This window comes from Streptomyces sp. 8N616 (assembly GCF_052246385.1).
Lineage (GTDB): Bacteria > Actinomycetota > Actinomycetes > Streptomycetales > Streptomycetaceae > Streptomyces.
Genome location: NZ_JBQQBY010000049.1, coordinates 35,059 through 58,085, shown reverse-complemented (window position 1 = coordinate 58,085; position 23,027 = coordinate 35,059). Strand labels below are relative to the sequence as shown.

The 23,027-nt window shown below is 71.5% G+C and carries 16 protein-coding genes; 8 read left to right on the top strand and 8 right to left on the bottom strand.

The features are described 5' to 3' along the window. Positions 1-57: 57 nt before the first annotated feature. The 5 genes from ACTWQC_RS32285 to speB all read right to left on the bottom strand — a co-directional run bounded on the left by ACTWQC_RS32285 (position 58) and on the right by speB (position 8,911). Positions 58-1,512: a S28 family serine protease gene (locus ACTWQC_RS32285; protein WP_443319407.1), complete on the bottom strand. Its 1,455-nt coding sequence runs from the start codon at positions 1,510-1,512 to the stop codon at positions 58-60. Between the two features lie 119 nt (positions 1,513-1,631). Next, a complete protein-coding gene (locus ACTWQC_RS32280; RefSeq protein WP_443319406.1) occupies positions 1,632-2,063 on the bottom strand; it encodes a hypothetical protein in 432 nt (143 codons plus the stop codon). Positions 2,064-2,125: 62 nt separating this feature from the next. After that, positions 2,126-3,259: a glycoside hydrolase family 5 protein gene (locus tag ACTWQC_RS32275; RefSeq protein ID WP_443319405.1), complete on the bottom strand. Its 1,134-nt coding sequence runs from the start codon at positions 3,257-3,259 to the stop codon at positions 2,126-2,128. An 89-nt stretch (positions 3,260-3,348) separates the two neighbouring features. Continuing rightward, on the bottom strand, positions 3,349-7,836 hold the full coding sequence (locus ACTWQC_RS32270; RefSeq protein WP_443319404.1) for an ABC transporter transmembrane domain-containing protein: 4,488 nt from the start codon (positions 7,834-7,836) through the stop codon (positions 3,349-3,351). A 115-nt stretch (positions 7,837-7,951) separates the two neighbouring features. After that, positions 7,952-8,911: an agmatinase gene (gene speB / locus ACTWQC_RS32265; protein WP_443319403.1), complete on the bottom strand. Its 960-nt coding sequence runs from the start codon at positions 8,909-8,911 to the stop codon at positions 7,952-7,954. Between the two features lie 150 nt (positions 8,912-9,061). On the opposite strand from speB, the gene ACTWQC_RS32260 reads away from it, so the two are divergent. After that, positions 9,062-9,862 carry a phosphatase gene (locus ACTWQC_RS32260; protein ID WP_443319402.1) on the top strand — a complete coding sequence of 267 codons (801 nt, stop codon included), beginning with the start codon at positions 9,062-9,064 and terminating at the stop codon, positions 9,860-9,862. A gap of 87 nt (positions 9,863-9,949) precedes the next feature. On the opposite strand, the gene tesB is transcribed toward ACTWQC_RS32260, so the two are convergent. The 3 genes from tesB to ACTWQC_RS32245 form a co-directional block, all read right to left on the bottom strand. Continuing rightward, a complete protein-coding gene (gene tesB, locus ACTWQC_RS32255; protein ID WP_443319401.1) occupies positions 9,950-10,828 on the bottom strand; it encodes an acyl-CoA thioesterase II in 879 nt (292 codons plus the stop codon). 49 nt (positions 10,829-10,877) lie between these two features. Then, positions 10,878-12,035 carry an acyl-CoA dehydrogenase family protein gene (locus tag ACTWQC_RS32250; protein WP_443319400.1) on the bottom strand — a complete coding sequence of 386 codons (1,158 nt, stop codon included), beginning with the start codon at positions 12,033-12,035 and terminating at the stop codon, positions 10,878-10,880. Positions 12,036-12,126: 91 nt separating this feature from the next. Further along, complete coding sequence (locus ACTWQC_RS32245; RefSeq protein WP_443319399.1) at positions 12,127-12,744, bottom strand: SACE_7040 family transcriptional regulator; 618 nt, start codon at positions 12,742-12,744, stop codon at positions 12,127-12,129. A gap of 155 nt (positions 12,745-12,899) precedes the next feature. Between ACTWQC_RS32245 and ACTWQC_RS32240 the strand changes: the two genes are divergently transcribed. The 7 genes from ACTWQC_RS32240 (at position 12,900) to ACTWQC_RS32210 (ending at position 22,993) form a co-directional block, all read left to right on the top strand. After that, on the top strand, positions 12,900-14,531 hold the full coding sequence (locus ACTWQC_RS32240) for a carboxyl transferase domain-containing protein (RefSeq protein WP_443319398.1): 1,632 nt from the start codon (positions 12,900-12,902) through the stop codon (positions 14,529-14,531). Between the two features lie 50 nt (positions 14,532-14,581). Beyond that, positions 14,582-16,951, top strand: a complete 2,370-nt coding sequence (locus ACTWQC_RS32235; protein WP_443319397.1) for an ATP-binding protein — start codon at positions 14,582-14,584, stop codon at positions 16,949-16,951. Further along, positions 16,948-17,922 (top strand): hydroxymethylglutaryl-CoA lyase, encoded by a 975-nt coding sequence (locus tag ACTWQC_RS32230; protein ID WP_443319396.1) that lies wholly within the window; start codon positions 16,948-16,950, stop codon positions 17,920-17,922. The genes ACTWQC_RS32235 and ACTWQC_RS32230 overlap by 4 nt, the downstream gene beginning before the upstream one ends. Before the next feature lie 5 nt (positions 17,923-17,927). Then, entirely contained in the window at positions 17,928-19,097 is a 1,170-nt protein-coding gene (locus tag ACTWQC_RS32225) for an acyl-CoA dehydrogenase family protein (protein WP_443319395.1), read from the top strand. A gap of 119 nt (positions 19,098-19,216) precedes the next feature. Then, entirely contained in the window at positions 19,217-20,242 is a 1,026-nt protein-coding gene (locus tag ACTWQC_RS32220) for an ABC transporter substrate-binding protein (RefSeq protein WP_443319394.1), read from the top strand. A 46-nt stretch (positions 20,243-20,288) separates the two neighbouring features. Then, positions 20,289-21,290: a siderophore-interacting protein gene (locus tag ACTWQC_RS32215; protein ID WP_443319393.1), complete on the top strand. Its 1,002-nt coding sequence runs from the start codon at positions 20,289-20,291 to the stop codon at positions 21,288-21,290. A gap of 98 nt (positions 21,291-21,388) precedes the next feature. Beyond that, positions 21,389-22,993 carry a pyridoxal phosphate-dependent decarboxylase family protein gene (locus tag ACTWQC_RS32210; RefSeq protein WP_443319392.1) on the top strand — a complete coding sequence of 535 codons (1,605 nt, stop codon included), beginning with the start codon at positions 21,389-21,391 and terminating at the stop codon, positions 22,991-22,993. Positions 22,994-23,027: the final 34 nt, after the last annotated feature.

Here is a 23,027-nt window from a genome sequence, read left to right as displayed (position 1 = left end):
CCGGACACGGTTCCACCCACCGCTTGCAGCGGCGGGCGCACCCAGGCAACGGGGTTGTTACGGCCGCAGCTCGCGCCGGTTCTCCTGCTTGTCGAGGCTGCTGTCGGCCTTCGCCAGCGGCTCAGGCGTGGCCTCGCCCTTCTGGACGGCGGCCGGTGCGACGCCCGCCCACTCCAGCACCTCGGCGGTCGCCTTGGCCTTCTGGTCCTCCTTCAGACCCGCGATGTTCGCGCCGTGGTTGGCGCCGGGCGCGGTGAAGACGTACGAGTCCTCGGCCCCCTTGCCGACCTTGAACGGCTCAGCGCCCCACGGGTCGTTCTGGCCGTAGACGAACAGCATCCGCTCGCTGCGGTGCCGGACCCAGCGGTCGACGTCGCGCATGACGCCGTTCTTCCACTTCATCGGGATGTCGCGGGGAACGAACGCACGCGGCGTGAAGTAGCCGGGGTAGCGCAGCAGCCCCTTCAGGTGGGCGTACTGCAGCGTCGGCGCGCCCAGCTCCGTACCGGCCTGGTAGTAGTACGGCGTGTACGGCTCCAGGCCCTGGTCGGTGTAGAAGGAGAAGCCGGAGATCGTGTCCACGTAATGGTAGAGATCCTCGGTCGAGGCGGTCGGCTTCGGGACGTCGGCGCAGTCCTTCTCCGAGCTGTACTGCCAGAAGGCCCACACGAAGTCGAGGACGACGGACTCGTAGGCCTTGTCGAGGCTGCCGACGGTGTTGAAGGTGGCGCCGTTGTCCTTGGCCCACTTCGCGTAGCGCTCGGTCATCTCGTCGCGTCGGACGAGCGCTTCGCGCTGGACGGCGTTGAGGTCGTCCCGGCACTCCTGGGTGGAGACGCCCTCGAAGAACGTGTCGTACGCGGAGTCCTCGCGGTTGTCGACGTCGTTCGGGGCGACGTACGCGACCGTTCCGTCCATGTCGTGCGGGTAGAAGCGGCGGAAGTAGGTCGCGGTCATGCCGCCCTTGCTGCCGCCCGTGGCCAGCCAGTTCTTCCCGTAGATCCGCTTCAGGGCCTTGAAGATGCGGTGCTGGTCGCTGGCGGCCTGCCAGATGTCGAGCTTGGACCAGTCGGCCGGGTCGGGCCGGGAGGGGGTGAAGAAGCGGTACTCCAACGAGACCTGGTTGCCGTCGGTGATCCGGGTCGGCTCGCTGCGGCTGGGGGTCGTGGAGACGTTGTAGCCGGAGGTGTAGAAGACCGTCGGACGGTCGGTCGCCTTGTGCAGCAGGGTGAGGCGCTGCTTGAAGGTGCCCTTGGACGGGTGCCGGTGGTCGATCGGCTGGGTGTAGTTGAGGACGAAGTACCGGTATCCGTCGACCGGTTTCTCCTCGATGAGGCTCATACCGGGTATCGCGAGGATCCGGTCCTTGATGTCCTTGGTGCCCGGCTCCGCGGCGGTGGCCGCGCCTGCCTGGGCTCCCCCATAGCCTTCGGCATGGGCGGTACCCCCACCGGCTCCCGCGGTGCCTATGAGCACCATGAGCGCCAGCAGCCATCTGAGCGCCTTGCGCATGCGTTCTCCCCTGGGTTCGCAATGGTCGCCGCGAACCTACCGGCGCAACTCCCGCCACCGCCAGACCTGTTGGGCGAAATGCGTTCGATCCGCGCGGGCGGCCGGTTGGGGCCGCGGTGTCAGCAGAGAATCCAGCCGGAGCTGACCGAGCGGCTGCCGACGGACCCTCGTACGTACACGCACCGGCCTCCCGCGGTCACCCGGACCGGGCCCGCGCGGCGGGTGTAGTAGCCGCTGTCCGAGCGGGGCCGGCTGCCGCGCGCCTGGATGCTGACGCTCATCTTCTGCCGTTTTCCAGGGGACTTGGTGAACGTGACGGCGCACTTGATCCGGTTGCTCTTGTAGACGCGCACCTGGCCGGTGGCGAAATCGAGCGTTCTCATCTTCCGCCCGGGGCAGAGAGCGGCGGCCTCGGCGGTTCCGGCGCCGGCGATACCGGCCGCTCCGAAGGCCAGAACGGCAGCCGTCCCGATCGCTATCCGTCGGCGTGCCACACCACCACCGCGCACGTGTGCCTCCCTCAGGGGGTCGAGTGCCCGTCCCTCGTACATAAGGGCGATTGACAAGCTACACGCGCGCGGTGGGGCGGATGGTTCCCGGGGTGCCCGTGGTTTCAGGCTGTCCGGGGTCGGCCCGTCGGGAAGTCGTCGGGCGTGCGGATGCGTTCGCGGATCCAGACGCCCGCCTGCTTGAGCACCGACGTGCCGGTCCACGTACTGCCGCTGCAGACGCCTTCCTTGAAGACGGCGCCGGAGCGGTGGTCGTCGGAGAAGTTCCAGTTGGTCCAGCCGATCTTCTTCCGGGCCATCAGGTCGAGGTACTTCTGCGACATGGCGAAGTCGTTCGCGCCCTCGCCGGCGTAGTTCTGGGTGCCGAACTCGGTGACGAACATGGGGATGCGGTCCGCTGCGCGGGACAGCGTCTGGAGGTACTCGTTCCGGTGCGAGGCGGCGTAGAAGTGGAACGTGTACATGATGTTGGAGGCGCTCACCTGGTTGTTCACGACCTCCTTCTCGTCGCCGTCCTCCGAGACGCCGAGCGAGGACCACGCGCGCGTGCCGACGAGGACCACGCCGTCGGGGGCCTTGGCGCGGATCACCGGGATGATCTGCTCGGCGTAGCTCTTGATGCGCGACCAGCTGACACCGCTGGGCTCGTTGGCGATCTCGTAGAGGACGTTGCCCTTGCTGCCGTGACGCTTCGTCATCTCGGTGAAGAAGGTCTTGGCCCGGGAGAGGTTGGCGTGCGGGTCGCCGGGGTCGAGCATGTGCCAGTCCACGATCACGTACAGGCCGCGGGCGGTCGCCTGGTCGACGATCCGGCTCGCGAGATCGGTGAACTTCTTGGGGTCGGTCTCGTAGCCGCCCTCCTGGACGTATGTGGAGACGCGGAGGATGTCGCCGTTCCAGTCCGTGGCGAGGGCGTCGAGTGAACCGTCCTTGATGCACTGGCTGTACCACTGCGTGCCGTGGGTGCTCATGCCGCGGAGCTGGATCGGCTTGCCGTGCTGGTTGCAGAGCTTGGTGCCGCAGACCCTGACCTTGCCGTTGATGCCGACCGGGGTGTCGGCGGCGGGTGCGGCTGCGCGGGCGGGCGCGGGTGCATCGCTGGCGGGCGCGGGTGCCGGTGAGGCCGCCGCCGCGCCCAGGGCTCCGGCGCCGAGCCCGAGGGCCAGGGCGGCGGCGAGACCGGTCAGGGCCCACCTGATGCGTGAGCGTCTGGGTGCGGGTGTGGGGGTGGTTCGCACGTGACTCTCCTAACTGTTAGGAAAGTTTCCCAACTGTCAGGAAGGATGAGAGCAGCGCTGACCGTGTCCCGTCAAGACGTGCGGAGCTATCAGGCAGGCGCGGTCTCCGGCTCCCCGACGAACGTGCGCCAGAGCTGGGCGTACTGGCCGTCCGCGGCGAGGAGTTCCGCGTGGGTGCCGTCCTCGACGACGCGGCCGCGGTCCAGGACCACCACCCGGTCCGCGCGCGCCGCCGTCGTCAGGCGGTGGGCGACAATCAAAGTGGTGCGCGCGTAAGCGCTCGATGAGGGGCGGCGGTCGGGCGACGGGTGGGCGGTGCGCGCGTAAGCGCTCGATGAGGGGCGGTGGTCGGGCGACGGGTGGGCGGTGCGCGCGTAAGCGCTCGATGAGGGGCGGCGGTCGGGCGACGGGTGGGCGGTACGCCGCCCCGCCAGCCGGTCCGTGGCCTGGTTGACCAGGCCCTCCGTCGCCAGGTCCAGGGCCGCCGTGGCCTCGTCGAGGAGCAGGATGTCGGGGTCGACGAGCTCCGCCCGCGCCAGGGCGATCAACTGCCGCTGGCCCGCGGACAGATTGCGGCCCCGCTCGGCGACCTCGTGAAGGTAGCCGCCGTCCAGCGAGGCCACCATCGCGTGCGCGCCGACCGCCCGCGCCGCCGCCTCCACCTCGGCGTCGGTCGCGTCGGGACGGCCGTACGCGATGGCGTCACGCACCGTGCCGGGGAAGAGGTACGCCTCCTGGGGGACCACGCCGAGCCGGTGCCGGTAGCCGGTGAGGTCCAGCTCGCGAAGGTCCGTGCCGTCGATCCGTACGGCCCCGGAGACCGGGTCGTAGAAGCGGGCCACGAGCTTGACGAGGGTCGACTTGCCCGCGCCCGTCTCGCCGACGAAGGCGACCCGCTGGCCGGCCGGGATGTGCAAGTCGATCCCGGACAGCGCCTCTTCGCCGTCGCCGTAACGGAAGTGCACGTCCTCGAAGGCGACGTCGCCGCGCAGTGTCCGCACCTCGCGCGGCGTCTCCGCGGCCGCCGTCGTGGTCGGCTCGCGCAGCAGCTCCTGGATGCGGCCGAGCGAGACGGTCGCCTGCTGGTAGCCGTCGAAGACCTGGGACAGCTGCTGCACGGGCGCGAAGAACAGGTCGATGTAGAGCAGGTACGCGACGAGCGCGCCCGCCGTCAGCGTCCCCTCGGAGACCCTGCCCGCGCCCACGATCAGCACCAGCGCGGCCGCGACGGACGACAGCAGCTGGACGAACGGGAAGTAGACCGAGATCAGGAACTGGCCGCGCACCCGCGCCTGCCGGTAGCCGTCGCTCAGCTCCGCGAACCGCGCCGCGCCGCTGCGCTCGCGCCGGAACGCCTGCAGGATGCGCAGCCCGGCGACGCTCTCCTGCAGGTCGGCGTTGACCACGCTCACGCGCTCGCGCGCGAGCTCGTACGCCTTGACGCTCTTGCGGCGGAAGAAGAAGGTCCCGATGACGAGGACCGGCAGGGTCGCGAAGACCACCAGCGCCAGGGCCGCGTCCAGGGCGAGCAGTGCGACGAGGATGCCGAAGAAGGTGAGGAGGGATACGACGGCGGTGACGAGTCCGGTCTGGAGGAAGGTCGACAGCGCATCCACGTCCGTCGTCATCCGGGTCATGATCCGGCCCGTCAGCTCCCGCTCGTAGTAGTCCAGTCCGAGGCGCTGGAGCTGCGCGAAGATCTTGATACGGAGGTTGTAGAGGACGCGCTCGCCGGTCCGTCCTGTCATCCGGGTCTCGCCGAACTGCGCGGCCCATTGGGCGAGGACGACGATCAGCGCGAGCCCGGAGGCGGTCCAGACCGCGCCGAGGGCGAGTTTCTGGACGCCGTCGTCGATGCCGTTTCTGATGAGGATGGGCAGCAGCAGGCCCGCGCTGGCGTCGACGGCGACGAGCAGCAGGCTGACCAGCAGGGGCGCACCGAATCCGCGCAGCAACTGCCGCAGTCCGTACGCCTTCTCGGGCCGCGCGGCCCGGGCCTCGTCCACGTCCGGGGTGTCGGTGGCGGGCGGCAGCGCCGCCACTTGCGCGAGCAGCTCGGGCGTCGCGGGCATCCCGGCGAGCGCCCCGGCCATTCCGCCTGCGGCGGGCCCGGCGTGCGCGACCGGGGGCCCGCCGGGGCGGAGCCCGGCCGCCGTGCCGCCTGGGGCATGCCCCAGGCCGGTCGCGTCGGCCGCCCTCGTCGCCGTGGAACCGGTACGCGGCCTCTGCCCGGACGGGTCCCGGCCCCACAGCTCGGGCGTCACGCCGCCCACGACGCGCCGCTTCGCGTTGACCGGCTCGTAGTCGATCTCGGCCTCGACCTCGAGGTCGCACTCGGCTCGCAGATCGGCCTCGGACACGCGGCGCTCGGCCGCGAGGACCCGGTCGCCACCGCGCCACTCACCCCGCCACTCGACGCCGTCGAGCCCGGACCCGGTAGCCGCCGCCTCGCCACGGAGACTCCGGGCGAAGGCCGATGCCCAGCTGCGGCGCTCCACGGCACCCGGCTGGGTGCCGTTGCTGCGGTCGTCGCGCCGTTCGCCGTCGTCGGCCTCCGGCTCGGCCGGCCCGGCGGCCGACGCCCCGGCGCCACCCGCCGCGTCGCGCGGCCGCTTGACGCCACCCCCGGTCTGATCGACACCGTCGAACTCCGGCTCGACCAGCCCCGTGGCGGACGCCTCACCACCGAAACCTCCGGCCAGGGCCGGCGCTCCCCGCCCGGCAGCGCCATCGGCACCATCCGCCCCCGCGGCAGCGGCCCCGCCGGCGAGGCGCACCGCGCCCGCCGGATCGCGCTCGACATCCCCCAGCTCGTCCGGGTCCGTCAGCAGTCTGCGGTAGAGCGGACACCGCTTCTGGAGCTCAGCGTGCGTGCCCGCGTCGACGAGCCGTCCGCCGTCCAGGACGGCGATGCGGTCGGCGAGCGTGAGGGTGGAGCGCCGGTGGGCGATCAGCAGGGTCGTACGGCCCGCCATCACACCGCGCAGCGCCTCGTGGATCTCGTGCTCCACGCGCGCGTCGACCGCCGAGGTGGCGTCGTCCAGGAGCAGCAGCCGCGGGTCGGTGAGGATCGCCCGGGCCAGGGCGATCCGCTGGCGCTGGCCACCGGAGAGCGTGAGGCCCTGCTCGCCGACCGTCGTGCCGTAGCCGTCGGGCAGCTCGGAGACGAAGCCGTCGGCCTGGGCGGCCCGCGCAGCGGCGCGGATCTGCTCGTCCGTGGCATCCGGCTGCCCGTACGCGATGTTGGCGCGGACCGTGTCCGAGAAGAGGAAGCTGTCCTCCGGTACGAGCCCGATGGCGGCGCGCAGCGAGTCGAGCGTGAGATCCCGCACGTCGTGGCCGCCGACGCGTACCGCGCCGCCCGTCACGTCGTAGAACCGCGGCAGCAGCAGCGAGACGGTGGACTTGCCGCTGCCGGAGGTGCCGACGACGGCGACGGTCTCGCCGGGCTCGATCCGCAGCGAGAAGTCCTCGAGAACCGGCCGCTCCGGGTCGTAGCCGAAGGTGACGGAGTCGAACTCGACGGTCGCTGCGGCATCCGCGGGCAGCTCGTGCGCGTCCGCCCGCTCCTCGATCAGCGGCTCGGTGTCGATGAGTTCCAGGACCCGCTCGACGCCCGCCCGCGCCTGCTGCCCGACCGTGAGGACCATCGTCAGCAACCGGACCGGGCCGACGAGCTGGGCGAGGTAGGTCGAGAAAGCGACAAACGTGCCGAGGCTGATCTGCCCGCGGGTGGCCATCCAGCCGCCGAGCGCGAGCATCGCGACCTGGCCGAGCGCGGGTACGGCCTGCAGGGCGGGGGTGTAGCGGGAGTTGAGGCGTACGGTCCGCAGCCGCCCCGCGAAGAGCCGCCTGCCGACCTCGCGGAGCTTGCCGGTCTCCTGCTCCTCCTGCCCGAAACCCTTGACCACGCGTACGCCGGTGACGGCCCCGTCCACGACGCCCGCCACGGCCGCCGCCTGCCCCTGGGCGTACCAGGTGGCGGGGAACAGCCGCTTGCGGCTGCGCTGCGCGAGGAACCAGAGGGCGGGGGCGATGGCCAGCGCGACGACGGTGAGCAGCGGCGACAGCCAGACCATCACGGCGAGGGAGATGAGGAAGAGCAGCACGTTGCCGATCAGCATCGGCAGCATGAAGAGCAGGCCCTGGATGAGCTGGAGGTCGCTGGTGGCGCGGCCGACGACCTGTCCCGTGCTCAGCTCGTCCTGCCGCTTGCCGTCGAGCCGGGCGATCGACCCGTACATCTCGGTCCGCAGGTCGTGCTGGACGTCGAGGGCGAGCCGGCCGCCGTAGAAGCGGCGGATGTACGTGAGGACGTAGACGACGGCGGCGGCGAGGACCAGCAGGGCCGCCCAGGGGGCGAGATCGCGGGTGCGGGCGATGACGACGTCGTCGATGATCAGCCGGGTGACCAGCGGGACGACGGCCATGATGGCCATGCCCGCGAGCGAGGCGCCGAGGGCGAGCAGGACGTGACGGCGGTAGCGCCAGGCGTACCCGGTCACGCGCCGTGCCCAGCCCGCCTGCCGCTCGCCGCCGTCGCCGCTGCTTCTGCCGCTCTCGCCTCTCGCACCCACCGGTCGCCCCTCCGCCGTCCATGCTCCCGCGGCGCCACGGGTACCGGGGCGCCACGATCGAGAACACCGGTGGTGGCCGGTTTTGTTTCAGCGGTGCGAACGGACGCGGCCCTGCTCAGGCCTTCGCCGCCGCGATCTGCCGCGACATGATCGTCGTCAGCTCGTACGCGGTGTGGGACGCGGCCACCGACGTGATCTCCGCGTGGTCGTACGCCGGGGCGACCTCGACGACGTCGGCCGAGACCAGGTTGCAGGAGGCCAGCCCGCGCAGGATCTCGAGCAGCTCGCGGGAGGTGAGGCCGCCCGCCTCCGGGGTGCCGGTGCCCGGCGCGTGGGCCGGGTCGAGGACGTCGATGTCGATCGAGACGTAGAGCGGCCGGTCGCCGATCCGCTGCCGGAGCTGGTCGGCCACCTCGTCGACGCCGCGCCGCATGACGTCGGCGGAGGTGACGATGCCGAAGCCCATCTTCTCGTCGTCGTCGAGGTCCTGCTTGCCGTAGAGCGGACCGCGGGTGCCGACGTGGGAGAGCGCGGAGGTGTCGAGGATGCCCTCCTCCACGGCCCGCCGGAAGGGCGTGCCGTGGGTGTACTCGGCGCCGAAATAGGTGTCCCAGGTGTCCAGGTGCGCGTCGAAGTGGAGCAGCGCAACCGGCCCGTGCTTGCGGGCGATGGAGCGCAGCAGCGGCAGGGCGATGGTGTGGTCGCCGCCGAGGGTCATCAGCCGGGCGCCGGTGCCGAGCAGGTCGTCCGCGGCGCCCTCGATCGTCTCGACCGCCTCGTTGATGTTGAACGGATTCGCCGCGATGTCACCGGCGTCGGCGACCTGCGCGAGCGCGAAGGGGGAGGCGTCCTGGGCCGGGTTGTAGGGGCGCAGCAGGCGCGAGGCCTCGCGGATCGCGTTGCCCCCGAAGCGGGCGCCCGGACGGTAGGAGACCCCGGTGTCGAAGGGAACGCCGACGACGGCGACGTCCGCGGTGCCGACCTCGTCGAGCCGCGGCAGCCGCGCGAAGGTCGCGGGTCCCGCGTAGCGCGGGGTGCGGGAGGAGTCGACGGGGCCACGGGGCTGGGTGCTCATGCGACTGCTGCCTCTCGGCGGTGCGGGGTCATCGGTACGGGTCCGAGGGTAGGAGGGGCGATGGATTCCGCACATGTACGTTCCCGACGGACGGGCCCCGCTATTTGGACACAGCGTCCATCGCCTACCGGTACACGACACAATGAGTCCATGCCGATACCCAGTCCGGTCCCCAGTCGCACAGAACTGATCGAGCACCTCGTCCGTACGCGCATCGCGGGCGACGTCGCCACGCCCCGTGACAACAACCTCTCCCACTACCGCAAGCTCGCGAACGGCGACCGGCACTACTGGCTCGGCCTGGAGCTGGGCGACCGGTGGACGGACGAGCAGGACGTGCTCGCCGTGATGGCGGAGCGGTGCGGCGTGATCGACGACCCGGAGCACCGCACGGGGCAGGACACGATCGACCCGGAGCTGACGGCCGACGCCCTGGACCGGATGGCGACGGTGCTGCGCAAGGCGGCCGAGGGCGGTCAGCGGGTGCTGTTCGCGACCGGGCACCCGGGCGGTCTGCTGGACGTCCACCGCTCCGTCGCGGCCGCGCTGCGGGCGGCTGGCTGCGAGATCATGGTGATCCCGCCGGGCCTGCGGGCCGACGAGGGCTACGTCGTCCAGTTCTGCGACGTCGCGGTGCTGGAGCGGGGCGCCACGCTGTGGCACACCCACTCCCCCGAGCCGATGGCCGCGATCCTGGACGGTCTCGAGCGCGAGGGGCGGCCGCGGCCGGATCTGGTGGTCGCCGACCACGGCTGGACGGGGTGCGCGGGGCAGCGCGGCATCGACGCGGTGGGCTTCGCGGACTGCAACGACCCGGCGCTGTTCATCGGCGAGGCCGAGGGCACGGTGGCCGTCACCGTCCCGCTGGACGACCACGTGGTCGACCCCCGCTTCTACGACCCGCTCACCGCGTACCTGATCGACGCGGCGGGCCTCACGGCCCAGCCCTGATACCCCGCTCACGCGCGCGTGCCTTTACGGGCGTGCTCACGCGCGCGTGCTGCCCCGGCGTGCTCCCGCGGGCCTGCCTGCGCGGGCTTACGTCCGCGGGACCCGGATCACGCCCTCCTGGATGACGGTGATCGCGAGCCGCCCGTCGCTGGTGTAGATCCGCGCCTGCCCGAGCCCGCGGCCCCCGGAGGCGGAGGGGCTCTCCTGGTCGTAGAGCAGCCATTCATCGGCCCGGAACGGGCGGTGGAACCACATGGCGTGGTCCAGGCTGGCACCCACGACGTCGCCCACCGCCCAGCCGCCGCGCCCGTGGGCCAGCAGGACCGAGTCCAGCAGGGTCATGTCGGACACGTATGTGGCGAGGCAGACGTGCAGCAGCGGGTCGTCCGCGAGCTTGCCGTTGGTCCGGAACCACACCTGGGAGCGGGGCTCGCGCGGCCCCTGCGCGGCGGTGGCGTACGGCGGCTCCTCGACGTACCGCAGATCGACCGCGGCACGCGCCTCCAGCAACCGCTCGACGACGCCCGGGTCACGGAAGAAGTGCGCGTGCCGCGGCAGCATCTCCGCGGCCGTCGGCAGCGTCTCGGGGTCGGGCGCGTACGGCATGGAAGCCTGGTGCTCGAGCCCCTCCTCGTACGTCTGGAAGGACGCGGAGAGGCCGAAGATCGGCTGACCGTGCTGCACGGCGACGACGCGGCGGGTGGTGAAGGACCGGCCGTCGCGGATCCGGTCGACCGTGTAGACGATCGGCGCGCCGGGGTCGCCGGGCCGCAGGAAGTAGGCGTGCAGGGAGTGCGCCGTACGGTCCTCGGGGACGGTGCGGCCCGCGGCGACCAGGGCCTGGGCAGCGACCTGGCCGCCGAAGACGCGGGGGACGACGGCGGCGCGGGAGTCGCCCCGGAATATGTTCTCCTCGATCCGCTCGAGGTCGAGCAGATCGAGGAGCGATTGGAGTGATTCGTTCATCGGTCAACAGTCTGGCAGGTCCGTGTTACGGGACCGTGGCCAGGTCGTTTTACAGCCCCATCGACTTGGCGATGATGGACCTCATGACCTCGCTGGTGCCGCCGTAGATGCGGTTGACGCGGTTGTCCGCGTACAGCCGGGCGATCGGGTACTCGTTCATGTAGCCGTAGCCGCCGTGCAGCTGGAGGCACCGGTCGATGACGCGATGGGCGACCTCGGTGCAGAAGAGCTTCGCGGAGGCGGCCTCGGCGGCGGTCAGCTCGCCCGCGTCCAGGGCCTCCAGGGCGCGGTCGGCGACGGCTTCGGCAGCGTCCACCTCGGACTGGCAGGCGGCCAGCTCGAACTTGGTGTTCTGGAAGGACGCGACCGACTTACCGAAGACCGTGCGCTCCTGCACATACTCCTGGGCGAACCGGACGGCGGCCTTGGCCTGCGCGTACGCGCCGAACGCGATGCCCCAGCGCTCCGAGGGCAGGTTCTGTCCGAGGTAGTAGAAGCCCTTGTTCTCCTCACCGAGCAGGTCCTCGAGCGGGACCTTGACGTCGACGAAGGCCAGCTCGGCGGTGTCGGAGGTGCGCAGGCCGAGCTTGTCCAGCTTGCGGCCGATGGAGTAGCCCTCCGACTTGGTGTCCACCGCGAACAGGGAGATGCCGAAGCGGCGGTCGTCCTCGCGGGGGGCCGACGTGCGGGCGCACACGATCACGCGGTCGGCGTGGACGCCGCCGGTGATGAAGGTCTTGGAGCCGTTGAGGACGTAGTGGGTGCCGTCCTCGGAGAGCTTGGCGGTGGTCTTCATGCCCGCGAGGTCGGAGCCGGTGCCGGGCTCCGTCATCGCCAGCGCCCACATCTCCTCGCCGGTGACGAACTTCGGCAGATAGCGCTTCTTCTGCTCGTCGGTGGCGAGCATCTTGATGTACGGCAGGGCGAGCAGCACGTGCACGCCGGAGCCGCCGAAGTTCACACCCGCGCGCGAGGTCTCCTCGTAGAGCACGGCCTCGAACTTGTGCGTGTCCAGGCCCGCGCCGCCGAACTCCTCGGCGACGTTGATCCCGAATATGCCCAGCTCGCCGAGCTTGTAGTAGAAGTCGCGCGGCGCCTGGCCCGCGGCGAACCACTCGTCGTACACCGGCACGACCTCGGCCTCGATGAAGGCGCGGACGGTCTCCCGGAACGCCTCGTGGTCCTCGTTGAACACCGTGCGCCGCATCCGCACGCCTCCTCGTACTCGCCGGGCTCGGCGAGCGGTGTCGTCGCCGAGCTGCTATCTAAGCGCTTGCTCAGCGAAAGTTACCGGGCGGTCAGCGAATCTGTCCAGCGTCGCCCGCGGCCGCGAAGGCGCCGCGGGCGAGGCGGTGGAGGAGGGAGGCGGTGGCCGCACGGCCGGGGAGCGCGCCCGGACGGCCCAGATGAGGGGTGGAGTTGAGCAGTCCGAAGACGGCGTGCACGGCGGCCCGCGCGTCGGTCTCGGACAGCTCCGGATAGAGCTGGCGCACGATGTCGACCCACAGCTCGACGTACTGCCGCTGGAGCTGGCGCACCAACTTGCGGTCGCTCTCCCGGAGGCGGTCCAGCTCGCGATCGTGGAGAGTGATCAGTGGGCGGTCGTCGAGGGCGAAGTCGATGTGGCCCTCGATGAGCGAGTCGAGTACGTCCTCGGGCGGGCCGGGGATCTCGGCGACGCGCCGCTTGCCGCCCGCGAGCAGCCGGCCGCTGATGCCGACGAGCAGCTCGGCGAGCATCGCGTCCTTGCCCGCGAAGTGCCGGTAGAGGCCGGGGCCGCTGATGCCGACGGCGGCACCTATCTCGTCGACGCCGACGCCGTGGAAGCCGCGCTCGGCGAAGAGGCGGGCGGCCTCCCTGAGGATCTGGTCACGGCGGGTCGGGGCCGCGGTCCTGGCGGCAGCGTTCGTGCTCATGGGAATTCATTCTAGACAGCCGCGTTAGCGCTCGTTAACCTGGAGGAAACGCGTTAACGCTCATTAACACAGGGCGGCAGGGCACTTCCATGGAAGGCACCTCCACCGGAGGCAGCCGCGGACGACACATCCACCGGGCAAGGGGGCTCGAGGAGATGCAGCAGGCACCAGTGCTGGAGACCGCCGCGGACCCGGCGTCCGGCGCCTGGCGGGCCAACGAGGCGGCGCACCGCGAGCTCGCGGAACGGCTGCGCGAGAAGCTCGCGGCGGCGCGGCTCGGCGGCGGCGAGAAGGCGCGGGCGCGGCACACCGCGCGCGGCAAGCTGCTGCCCCGGGACCGGGTGGACGCCCTCCTCGACCCCGGTTCGCCGTTCCTGGAGCTGGCGCCGCTGGCGGCCGAGGGGATGTACGGCGGGCAGGCCCCGGCGGCCGGCGTGATCGCGGGCATCGGCCGGGTCTCGGGCCGCGAAGTGGTGATCGTGGCCAACGACGCCACGGTCAAGGGCGGCACGTACTACCCGATGACGGTGAAGAAGCACCTCAGGGCTCAGGAGGTGGCGCTGGAGAACCGGCTGCCGTGCCTGTACCTGGTGGACTCCGGCGGCGCCTTCCTGCCCATGCAGGACGAGGTCTTCCCGGATCGCGAGCACTTCGGCCGGATCTTCTACAACCAGGCCCGGATGTCGGGCGCGGGCGTCCCGCAGATCGCCGCGGTCCTCGGCTCCTGCACGGCCGGCGGGGCTTACGTACCGGCGATGAGCGACGAGGCGGTGATCGTGCGCGAGCAGGGCACGATCTTCCTCGGCGGGCCGCCGCTGGTGAAGGCGGCGACGGGCGAGGTGGTGACCGCGGAGGAGCTGGGCGGCGGCGAGGTGCACGCGCGCACCTCAGGGGTCACCGACCACCTCGCGGAGGACGACGGGCACGCGCTGCGGATCGTGCGGACCATCGTGTCGACGCTTCCGGAGCGCGGTCCGCTGCCCTGGTCGGTGGAGCCCGCCGAGGAGCCCAAGCACGATCCTGCGGGGCTCTACGGCGCAGTGCCGGTGGACTCGCGGACGCCGTACGACGTGCGCGAGGTGATCGCGCGGATCGCGGACGGCTCGCGGTTCGCGGAGTTCAAGGCCGAGTTCGGCACGACCCTGGTCACGGGCTTCGCGCGGATTCACGGCCACCCGGTGGGGATCGTGGCCAACAACGGAATCCTGTTCTCCGAATCGGCCCAGAAGGGCGCCCACTTCATCGAGCTGTGCGACCAGCGGGGCATCCCTCTGCTGTTCCTGCAGAACATCTCGGGCTTCATGGTGGGGCGGCAGTACGAGGCGGGCGGCATCGCCAAGCACGGCGCGAAGATGGTCACGGCCGTGGCCTGCACGCGCGTGCCGAAGCTGACAGTGGTCGTCGGGGGTTCGTACGGCGCGGGCAACTACTCGATGTGCGGGCGGGCGTACTCGCCGCGCTTCCTGTGGATGTGGCCGAACGCCAAGATCTCGGTGATGGGCGGCGAGCAGGCCGCGGCGGTGCTGGCGACCGTCAAACGGGACCAGCTGGAGGCCCGCGGCGAGGAGTGGAGCGCGGAGGACGAGGAGGCCTTCCGGGACCCGATCCGCGAGCAGTACGAGCGCCAGGGCAACGCGTACTACGCGACGGCGCGGCTGTGGGACGACGGGGTCATCGACCCGCTCGAGACCCGGACCGTGCTGGGGCTCGCGCTCACGGCGTGCGCGAACGCGCCGCTGCCGGTCAAGGACCCTGCGGCGCCGGGATACGGCGTCTTCCGGATGTGAGGGGGATGGCTTCGATGACTTCGATGACTTCGGTTGCTTCGGTGGCTTCGATGTTCGACGCAGTGCTGGTCGCCAACCGCGGCGAGATCGCGGTCCGGGTCATCCGCACGCTCCGGAGGATGGGCATCCGCTCGGTCGCCGTCTTCAGCGACGCCGACGCCGACGCGCGGCATGTACGGGAGGCGGACACGGCGGTCCGGATCGGCCCGGCGTCCGCGGCGCAGAGTTATCTCTCGGCGGAGCGGCTGCTGGAGGCCGCTGCCCGTACCGGCGCCCAGGCGGTGCACCCGGGCTACGGCTTCCTCGCCGAGAACGCCGCGTTCGCGCGGGCCTGCGCGGATGCCGGGCTCACCTTCATCGGGCCGCCGGCCGCGGCGATCGAGCTCATGGGCGACAAGATCCGCGCCAAGGAGACCGTACAGGCGGCCGGGGTGCCGGTCGTGCCGGGCTCCTCGGGCAGCGGGCTGTCCGACGCCGAACTCGCGTCGGCCGCCCGGGAGATCGGGATGCCGGTGCTGCTCAAGCCGTCGGCGGGCGGCGGTGGCAAGGGCATGCGGCTCGTCCGGGCCGAGGCGCTGCTCGCCGACGAGATCGCGGCGGCGCGGCGCGAGGCGCGCGGCTCGTTCGGCGACGACACGCTGCTGGTGGAGCGGTGGGTCGACCGCCCGCGCCATATCGAAATCCAGGTGCTGGCCGACGGGTTCGGCCATGCGATCCACCTCGGCGAGCGCGAGTGCTCCCTCCAGCGCCGCCACCAGAAGATCATCGAGGAGGCGCCCTCACCGCTTCTCGACGAGGCGACGCGCAAGGCCATGGGTGAGGCCGCGGTCCAGGCGGCGCGCTCCTGCGGGTACGCGGGCGCGGGCACGGTGGAGTTCATCGTGCCTGGCAGCACTGTGCCCATCGGGGAGGCACCCCCCGAACACCCCGTCTCCGCCTACTACTTCATGGAGATGAACACCCGCCTCCAGGTGGAGCACCCGGTCACCGAGCTCGTCACGGGCCTGGACCTGGTCGAGTGGCAGGTGCGGATCGCGGCGGGCGAGCGGCTGGCGCTCGCGCAGGAGGACATCCGGCTCACCGGCCATGCAGTGGAGGCCCGCATCTGCGCGGAGACCGCGCGCGTGTCCGGCGATCGTGTCGACTTCCTGCCGTCCGCGGGCACGGTCCGGGCGTTGCGCGAACCGGAGGGCGAGGGCGTGCGGGTGGATTCCGGCCTCTCCGCCGGAACGGAAGTCGGCACCTCGTACGACCCGATGCTCGCGAAGGTGATCGCCCACGGGCCCGACCGCGCCACGGCTCTGCGCCGCCTGAGCACGGCCCTGGGCGGCACGGCCGTCCTGGGCGTCGAGACGAACACCGGCTTCCTGCGTCGCCTGCTGGCCCACCCGGCAGTGCAGTCGGGCGACGTGGACACCGGCCTGGTCGACCGCGACGCGGGGACACTCGTGCCGCTGGGCATTCCGGACGAGGTGTACGGGGCGGCGGCCCTGCTCCGCCAGGCGGCGCTCGAGCCGGGTGGCCTCCGGCCGGGGCCGGGCGGACTGCGCACGGCTGTGACCGGCGAGGCCGGAGTCGCCGCCGGTTCCGGGGGAGCCGCCGGGAGGGCGGCCACCGGACCGGCCTCCACGTCGGTGCCAGGTACTCCAGCCCCTGCAGCCGTAGGACTGGCGCGGCCCGGTGCTGGGGATTCGGCCCCAGCTCGACACGCGGCATCACTTGCCGCAGGGTCCTGGAGTAGTCCCGCCGCCTGGGTCGACCCTTTCTCCGTCCCCAGTGGGTGGCGGCTCGGCGGCGAGCCCGCCTGGACCGTGCACCATCTGCGGGTGCCCGGGCAGGAGCCCGTGGCCGTGCGGGTACGCGGCGGTGTCGCGGGCGCCGAGGTGCGGGCGGGCGACGGCGAGCCCGTGGCCGCACGGCTCCTCGCGGACACGGCGGCGCCGGGCCAGGGCGCAGCGAGCGACTCCGTCGCCGCCCCCGTGCGCGTGCTGCTGGAGTGGGGCGGCGTCACCCACGCCTTCGTCGTCCAGCCCGGCCCGGAGGGCACCTGGCTCGGCAGGGACGGCGACAGCTGGCACGTCCAGAACCACGACCCGGTCGAAGCGGCGCTGCGCGGCGCGGCAGGACCGCACGGCGTGGACGCGCTCACCGCGCCGATGCCCGGCACCGTCACCGTCGTGAAGGCCGCCGTCGGGGACGAGGTCACCGCCGGTCAGAGCCTGCTCGTCGTCGAGGCGATGAAGATGGAACACGTCATCTCCGCCCCGCACGCCGGCACGGTCACGGAACTCGACGTGTCCCCCGGCACCACAGTCGCCATGGACCAGGTGCTCGCCGTGGTCGCGCCGCACGAAACCCAGCGCGAGCAGGACTCCCGGCAAGAGCAGGACTCCCAGCGCGAGCAGGAGGGCGAGTCATGACCGAGGGACTGGTCGGCGGACCGGCCGGGGGGCTGCCCATGGAGGTGCCGTCGCCGGGCCTTCCGGCCCGGGTCCGTATCCATGAAGTGGGCCCCAGGGACGGCCTGCAGAACGAGAAGATGGTCGTCCCGGCCGAGGTGAAGGCCGACTTCATCCGGCGGCTGGCCGACGCGGGCCTCTCCACCATCGAGGCGACCAGCTTCGTACGCCCCGAGTGGGTGCCCCAACTCGCCGACGCCGAGCAGCTGATGCCGATGCTCGAGGACGTACCGGCCCGGCTGCCGGTGCTGGTGCCGAACGAGCGCGGGCTGCGTCGTGCCCTCACCTTCGGCGTGCGCGAGATCGCGGTCTTCGCCAGCGCGACGGAGTCGTTCGCCAAGGCCAACCTCAACCGCACCGTGGACGAGTCACTCGCCATGTTCGCCCCGGTGGTCGCCGACGCGCGCGGATCGGGCGTGCGCGTGCGCGGCTATGTATCGATGTGCTTCGGCGACCCCTGGGAGGGCGCCGTGCCGATCGCCCAGGTCGTACGGGTCTGCCGCAGCCTCATGGACATGGGCTGCGACGAGCTCAGCCTCGGCGACACCATCGGCGTGGCCACGCCCGGTCACGTCCTCGAACTGCTCTCCGTGCTGGGCGAGGCCGGCATCCACACCGATCGCCTCGCCGTGCACTTCCACGACACCTACGGCCAGGCGCTCGCCAACACCCTCGCCGCCCTCCAGCACGGCGTCACCACCGTCGACGCCTCCGCAGGCGGCCTGGGCGGATGCCCGTACGCGAAGAGCGCCACCGGAAACCTCGCCACAGAAGACCTCGTATGGATGCTGCACGGCCTCGGCATCGAGACCGGGGTCGATCTCGGCCGTCTTACCGCCACCAGCGTGTGGATGGCCGCTCACCTGGGCCGACCCAGCCCGTCCCGCACCGTCCGTGCCCTCTCCGGCACCACCTCCCACCAGGAGCGCTGACCGCCATGTCGATCGACCACCGGCTCTCACCCGAGCATGAGGAACTCCGCCGCACGGTGGAGGAGTTCGCCCACGACGTCGTCGCCCCGAAGATCGGGGAGTTCTACGAGAACCACGAGTTCCCCTACGAGATCGTCCGCGAGATGGGCCGGATGGGCCTGTTCGGCCTGCCCTTCCCCGAGGAGTACGGCGGGATGGGCGGCGACTATCTCGCCCTCGGCCTGGTCCTGGAGGAGCTGGCCCGGGTGGACTCCTCGGTGGCCATCACCCTGGAGGCCGGTGTCTCGCTCGGCGCCATGCCCATCCACCGCTTCGGCACGGAGGAGCAGCAGCGTACGTGGCTGCCGCGGCTGTGCTCGGGAGAGATCCTGGGCGCGTTCGGGCTGACCGAGCCCGAGTGCGGCTCGGACGCGGGCGGCACCCGCACCACCGCGCGGCTCGACGAGTCCACCGGCGAGTGGGTGATCAACGGCACCAAGTCCTTCATCACCAACTCCGGCACGGACATCACCGGGCTGGTCACGGTCACCGCGGTCACCAGCCGGAAGGCCGATGGCAGCCCCGAAATCTCCTCGATCATCGTCCCGTCCGGCACGCCCGGCTTCGGCGTGGCACCGCCGTACTCGAAGGTCGGCTGGAACGCCTCGGACACCCGCGAACTGTCCTTCTCCGACTGCCGGGTCCCGGCCGCCAACCTGCTCGGCGAGAAGGGCCGGGGCTACGCCCAGTTCCTGCGGATCCTCGACGAGGGCCGGATCGCGATCTCCGCGCTGGCCACGGGACTGGCCCAGGGCTGTGTCGACGAATCGGTGGCCTATGCGAAGACCCGTCAGGCCTTCGGGCGGCCGATCGGCGACAACCAGGCGATCCAGTTCAAGCTGGCGGACATGGAGATGCGCGCCCACACGGCCCGCATCGCATGGCGCGACGCCGCCTCCCGGCTGGTGCACGGCGAGCCGTTCAAGAAGGAGGCGGCGCTCGCCAAGCTCTACTCCTCCGAGATCGCGGTGACCAATGCTCGCGAAGCCACCCAGATCCACGGCGGCTACGGGTTCATGAACGAGTACCCGGTGGCCAGGATGTGGCGGGACTCGAAGATCCTCGAGATCGGCGAGGGCACGAGCGAGGTCCAGCGCATGCTGATCGCCCGCGAGTTGGGCCTGGGAGCCGCCTGACCCCGGGCTCGGCGTGAGGCCGGGTACGAGGGCCCCCTGGACAGCTCATTAGGTTAGGTTAGGTTAACCTAACTTCTGACCCCGCCCAGGAACCACTCGTACCAGGAAGCGGAACTGTCATGTCTCACGCCCGAGCCCCCCAACTCTCCCGTCGCTCCCTCCTCACCGCGGGCGGTGCGCTTGGCCTCGGTGCCCTGCTCACCGCCTGCGGCAGCGGCGACTCCTCCGGCTCCGGCACCTCGTCCGGCACGTCCGGCCCGTGGACCTTCAAGGACGACCGCGGCACCACGGTCAGGACGGACAGCACCCCGAGGAACATCGTGGCCTTCACCGGCACGGCCGCCGCGCTCCACGACTACGGCATCGAGGTCACGGGCGTCTTCGGCCCGACCAGGACCAACGACGGCAAGCCCGACGTCCAGGCGGGCGGCCTCGACATCGGCAAACTCACGATCCTCGGCAACACCTTCGGTAAGTTCAATGTCGAGAAGTACGCGGCCTTGAGCCCTGAGTTGCTCGTCAGCAGCATGTTCATCAAGGACGCCCTCTGGTACGTCCCGGAGGAGAGCAAGGACAAGATCCTCAAGCTCGCGCCGAGCGTCGGTCTGATGGTCGCCCACGTCTCCCTCCCCGAGCCGCTGCGCCGCCACGCCGAGCTCGCCGAGTCCCTCGGCGCCGACCTCAGGGCCAAGAAAGTCACGGACGCCAGGGCCCGTTTCGAGAGGGCCGCGACCGCGGTCCGCGAGGCCGCCGAATCCAACCCCGGGATCAAGGTCCTCGCGGGCTCCGGCAGCGCCGACCTGTTCTACGTCTCCACCCCCGACCCCTCGGCCGACCTGCGCTACTTCAAGGAGCTCGGCGTCGACGTCGTCGTCCCCGACGAGCCCGACAAGCAGGGCTTCTTCGAGAGCCTCAGCTGGGAGAACGCCGACAGGTACGAGGCCGACGTGATCCTGCTCGACAACCGGACCTCGGCCCTGCAGCCCGAGGCGCTCACGTCCAAGCCGACCTGGAACAAGCTGCCCGCGGTCAAGGCCGGCCAGGTGGTCCCGCGGGTCACCGAGCCCATCTTCTCGTACGCCGCCTGCGCCCCGATCCTCGAGGGCCTCGCCAAGGTCATCCGGGATGCCAAGAAGGTCAGCTGAGCCGGAGCCGGACACGACAGGAACCGCCGTCGCGAAGGGAACCCCCATGCCCACCGCCGCCAGCGCCGCCACCTCCCAGGCCCCGGCCCCGTTCCGCTTCTTCGAGCTGGAGGTGGTCAGAACCGAGCGCATCAGCCCCTCGATGGTCCGGGTCACCTTCGGCGGCGAGCGGTTGAAGGACTTCTCCGCGGGCGGCCGCGACCAGAGTCTTTCGCTGTTCCTGCCGCACCCGGGCCAGAACGCTCCCCTTGTGCCCATCGAGGCGGGCGACGCGTGGTTCGCCCGGTGGCGGGCGATGGACCCGGGGGTACGGGGGGTCATGCGCTCGTACACCGTGCGCGAGCAGCGCCGCGAACCGGACGAGGTGGACATCGAGTTCGTACTCCACGGAGCCCCCGCTTCGGGCGGCACGGCATCAGGCGCGACATCAGGTGGCGCGGCATCAGGCGCCCCAGCATCAGACACCCTCGCATCAGGCAGCGCGGCGGCGGACGGACCGGCCTCGCGGTGGGCCGGCCGGGCCCGGCCGGGCGACCGCGTCATCGTCCTCGGCCCGGCCGTCGAGGACAACACCGCCGTCCGCTTCCGCCCGCCCGAGAACACCGACTGGGTGCTCATCGCCGCCGACGAGACGGCCCTGCCCGCCGCCGCTGCCATCCTCGAGTGGCTGCCACCGGGCACTCCGGCGAAGGTGTGGATCGAGGTCCCGTACGCCGCGGACCGCCGGGAGCTGCCAACCAGAGCCAACGCCGAAGTCACGTGGCTGGTCCGGGCGAAAACGGCCGGAACCACACGCACAACGGGAGCGTCCGGTGAGCAGCCCGCCGGGCGCGCCCTCGACGCCGTACGGGCTGCCGAGTTGCCGCCGGGCACCCCGTACGCCTGGATCGCGGGCGAGTCCGGGACCGTACGCGCTCTGCGCCGCCACCTCGTGGGAGAGCGCGGGTTCAACCGCAGGGCCGTCACCTTCGTCGGCTACTGGCGCCGCGGCGCCAGTGAGGAGGACCTCCGCCAGGAGGTCATGTCCGGTGCGTCCACTGACGATTGACCCCGGGACGGCCGGGACTCGGGCGGCCCCGGACGCCGTCGCCTAACTTAGGTTAGGCTAACCTAAATTTCGAAGTCCCCTACACAGGAGGACCGTTCATGTCTTTCCTCGCGCGCGCCGCCGAGGAGTCGTCGCCGGCCGCCCCCGCACCGGCGGACCCGGCACCCGCACCGGCACTCACCCCCGCGCCCCCCACCTCGTACCTGCTCAACGGCGAGACGGCCGGGCGCTACCGGGGCTCCGTCACCGAGGGCGTCGAGCGGGTGGCGGCCAGACTCGCCGGAACCACCCGGCCGTTCACCGGAATCGCCCCGCACGAGCTCTCCCCCATGATCTCCGGCGTCGACCTGGACCGGCCGCTGCACGACCCGGCCGCCGCACTCGACGAACTCGAGCGCGTCTATCTCCGCGACGCCGTCTACTTCCATCACCCCCGCTACCTCGGGCACCTCAACTGCCCGGTGGTGATCCCCGCAGTCCTCGGCGAGGCCGTGCTCTCGGCCGTCAACTCCTCCCTCGACACCTGGGACCAGAGCGTCGGCGGCACCCTGATCGAGCGCCGCCTCATCCGCTGGACCGCCGACCGCATCGGCCTCGGCACCGCCGCCGACGGCGTCTTCACCAGCGGTGGCACCCAGTCCAACCTCCACGCCCTGCTGCTGGCCCGCGACGAGACCTGCCGGATCATCGGCAAGAACGCGGAGAAGGCGCCGCGCAAGGCCGAGATCCTGCCCCGGCTGCGCATCCTCGCCTCCGAGTGCAGCCACTTCTCCGTCGCCAAGTCGGCGGCGCTGCTCGGACTCGGTTACGAGGCCGTCATCCCGGTGCCCGTCGACCGGCAGCGGCGGATGCGGCCCGCCGCGCTGGCCCGGGAACTCGACCGCTGCCGCCGCGAGAACCTGGCCCCGATGGCCGTCGTCGCCACCGCGGGCACCACCGACTTCGGCAGCATCGACCCGTTGCCCGAGATCGCCGCCCTGTGCGAGCGCTACCGCACGTGGATGCACGTCGACGCGGCGTACGGCTGCGGGCTGCTGGTGTCCCGCAGACGGCATCTCCTCGACGGCATCGAGCGGGCCGACTCCGTGACCGTGGACTATCACAAGTCCTTCTTCCAGCCGGTCAGTTCGAGCGCGGTCCTGGTCCGTGACCAGGCCACCCTGCGGCATGCGACCTACCATGCCGACTACCTCAACCCGGCCCGCATGGCCCAGGAGCAGATCCCCAACCAGGTCGACAAGAGCATCCAGACCACCCGCCGCTTCGACGCCCTCAAGCTGTGGATGACGCTGCGCGTCATGGGCGCGGAGGCGGTGGGCGGGCTGTTCGACGCCGTCGTCGACCTCGCAGCGGAAGGCTGGAAGCTGCTGGACGAGGACCCGCGCTTCGAGGTCGTCACCGAGCCCCAGCTGTCCACCCTCGTCTTCCGCTATCTCCCGCCGGGCACGGCAGGCACAGCGGCCACGGCAGGCACGGCGCTCACCGACGCGGTCAACCTGTACGCGCGCGAGGCGCTGTTCGCCTCCGGCGAGGCGGTCGTCGCCGGCACCACGGTCGACGGCGCCCACTATCTGAAGTTCACCCTGCTCAACCCGCAGACCTCGGTGAGCGATATCGCGTGCGTCCTCGATCTCATCGACCGGCACGCCCGCGCGTACCTCTCGCGGCACGCCGCGCCGCAGCTCGCCGCCCAGGCCGGATAGCCGAGGCCGGATGCCCCGGGCCTCCATGACCCCC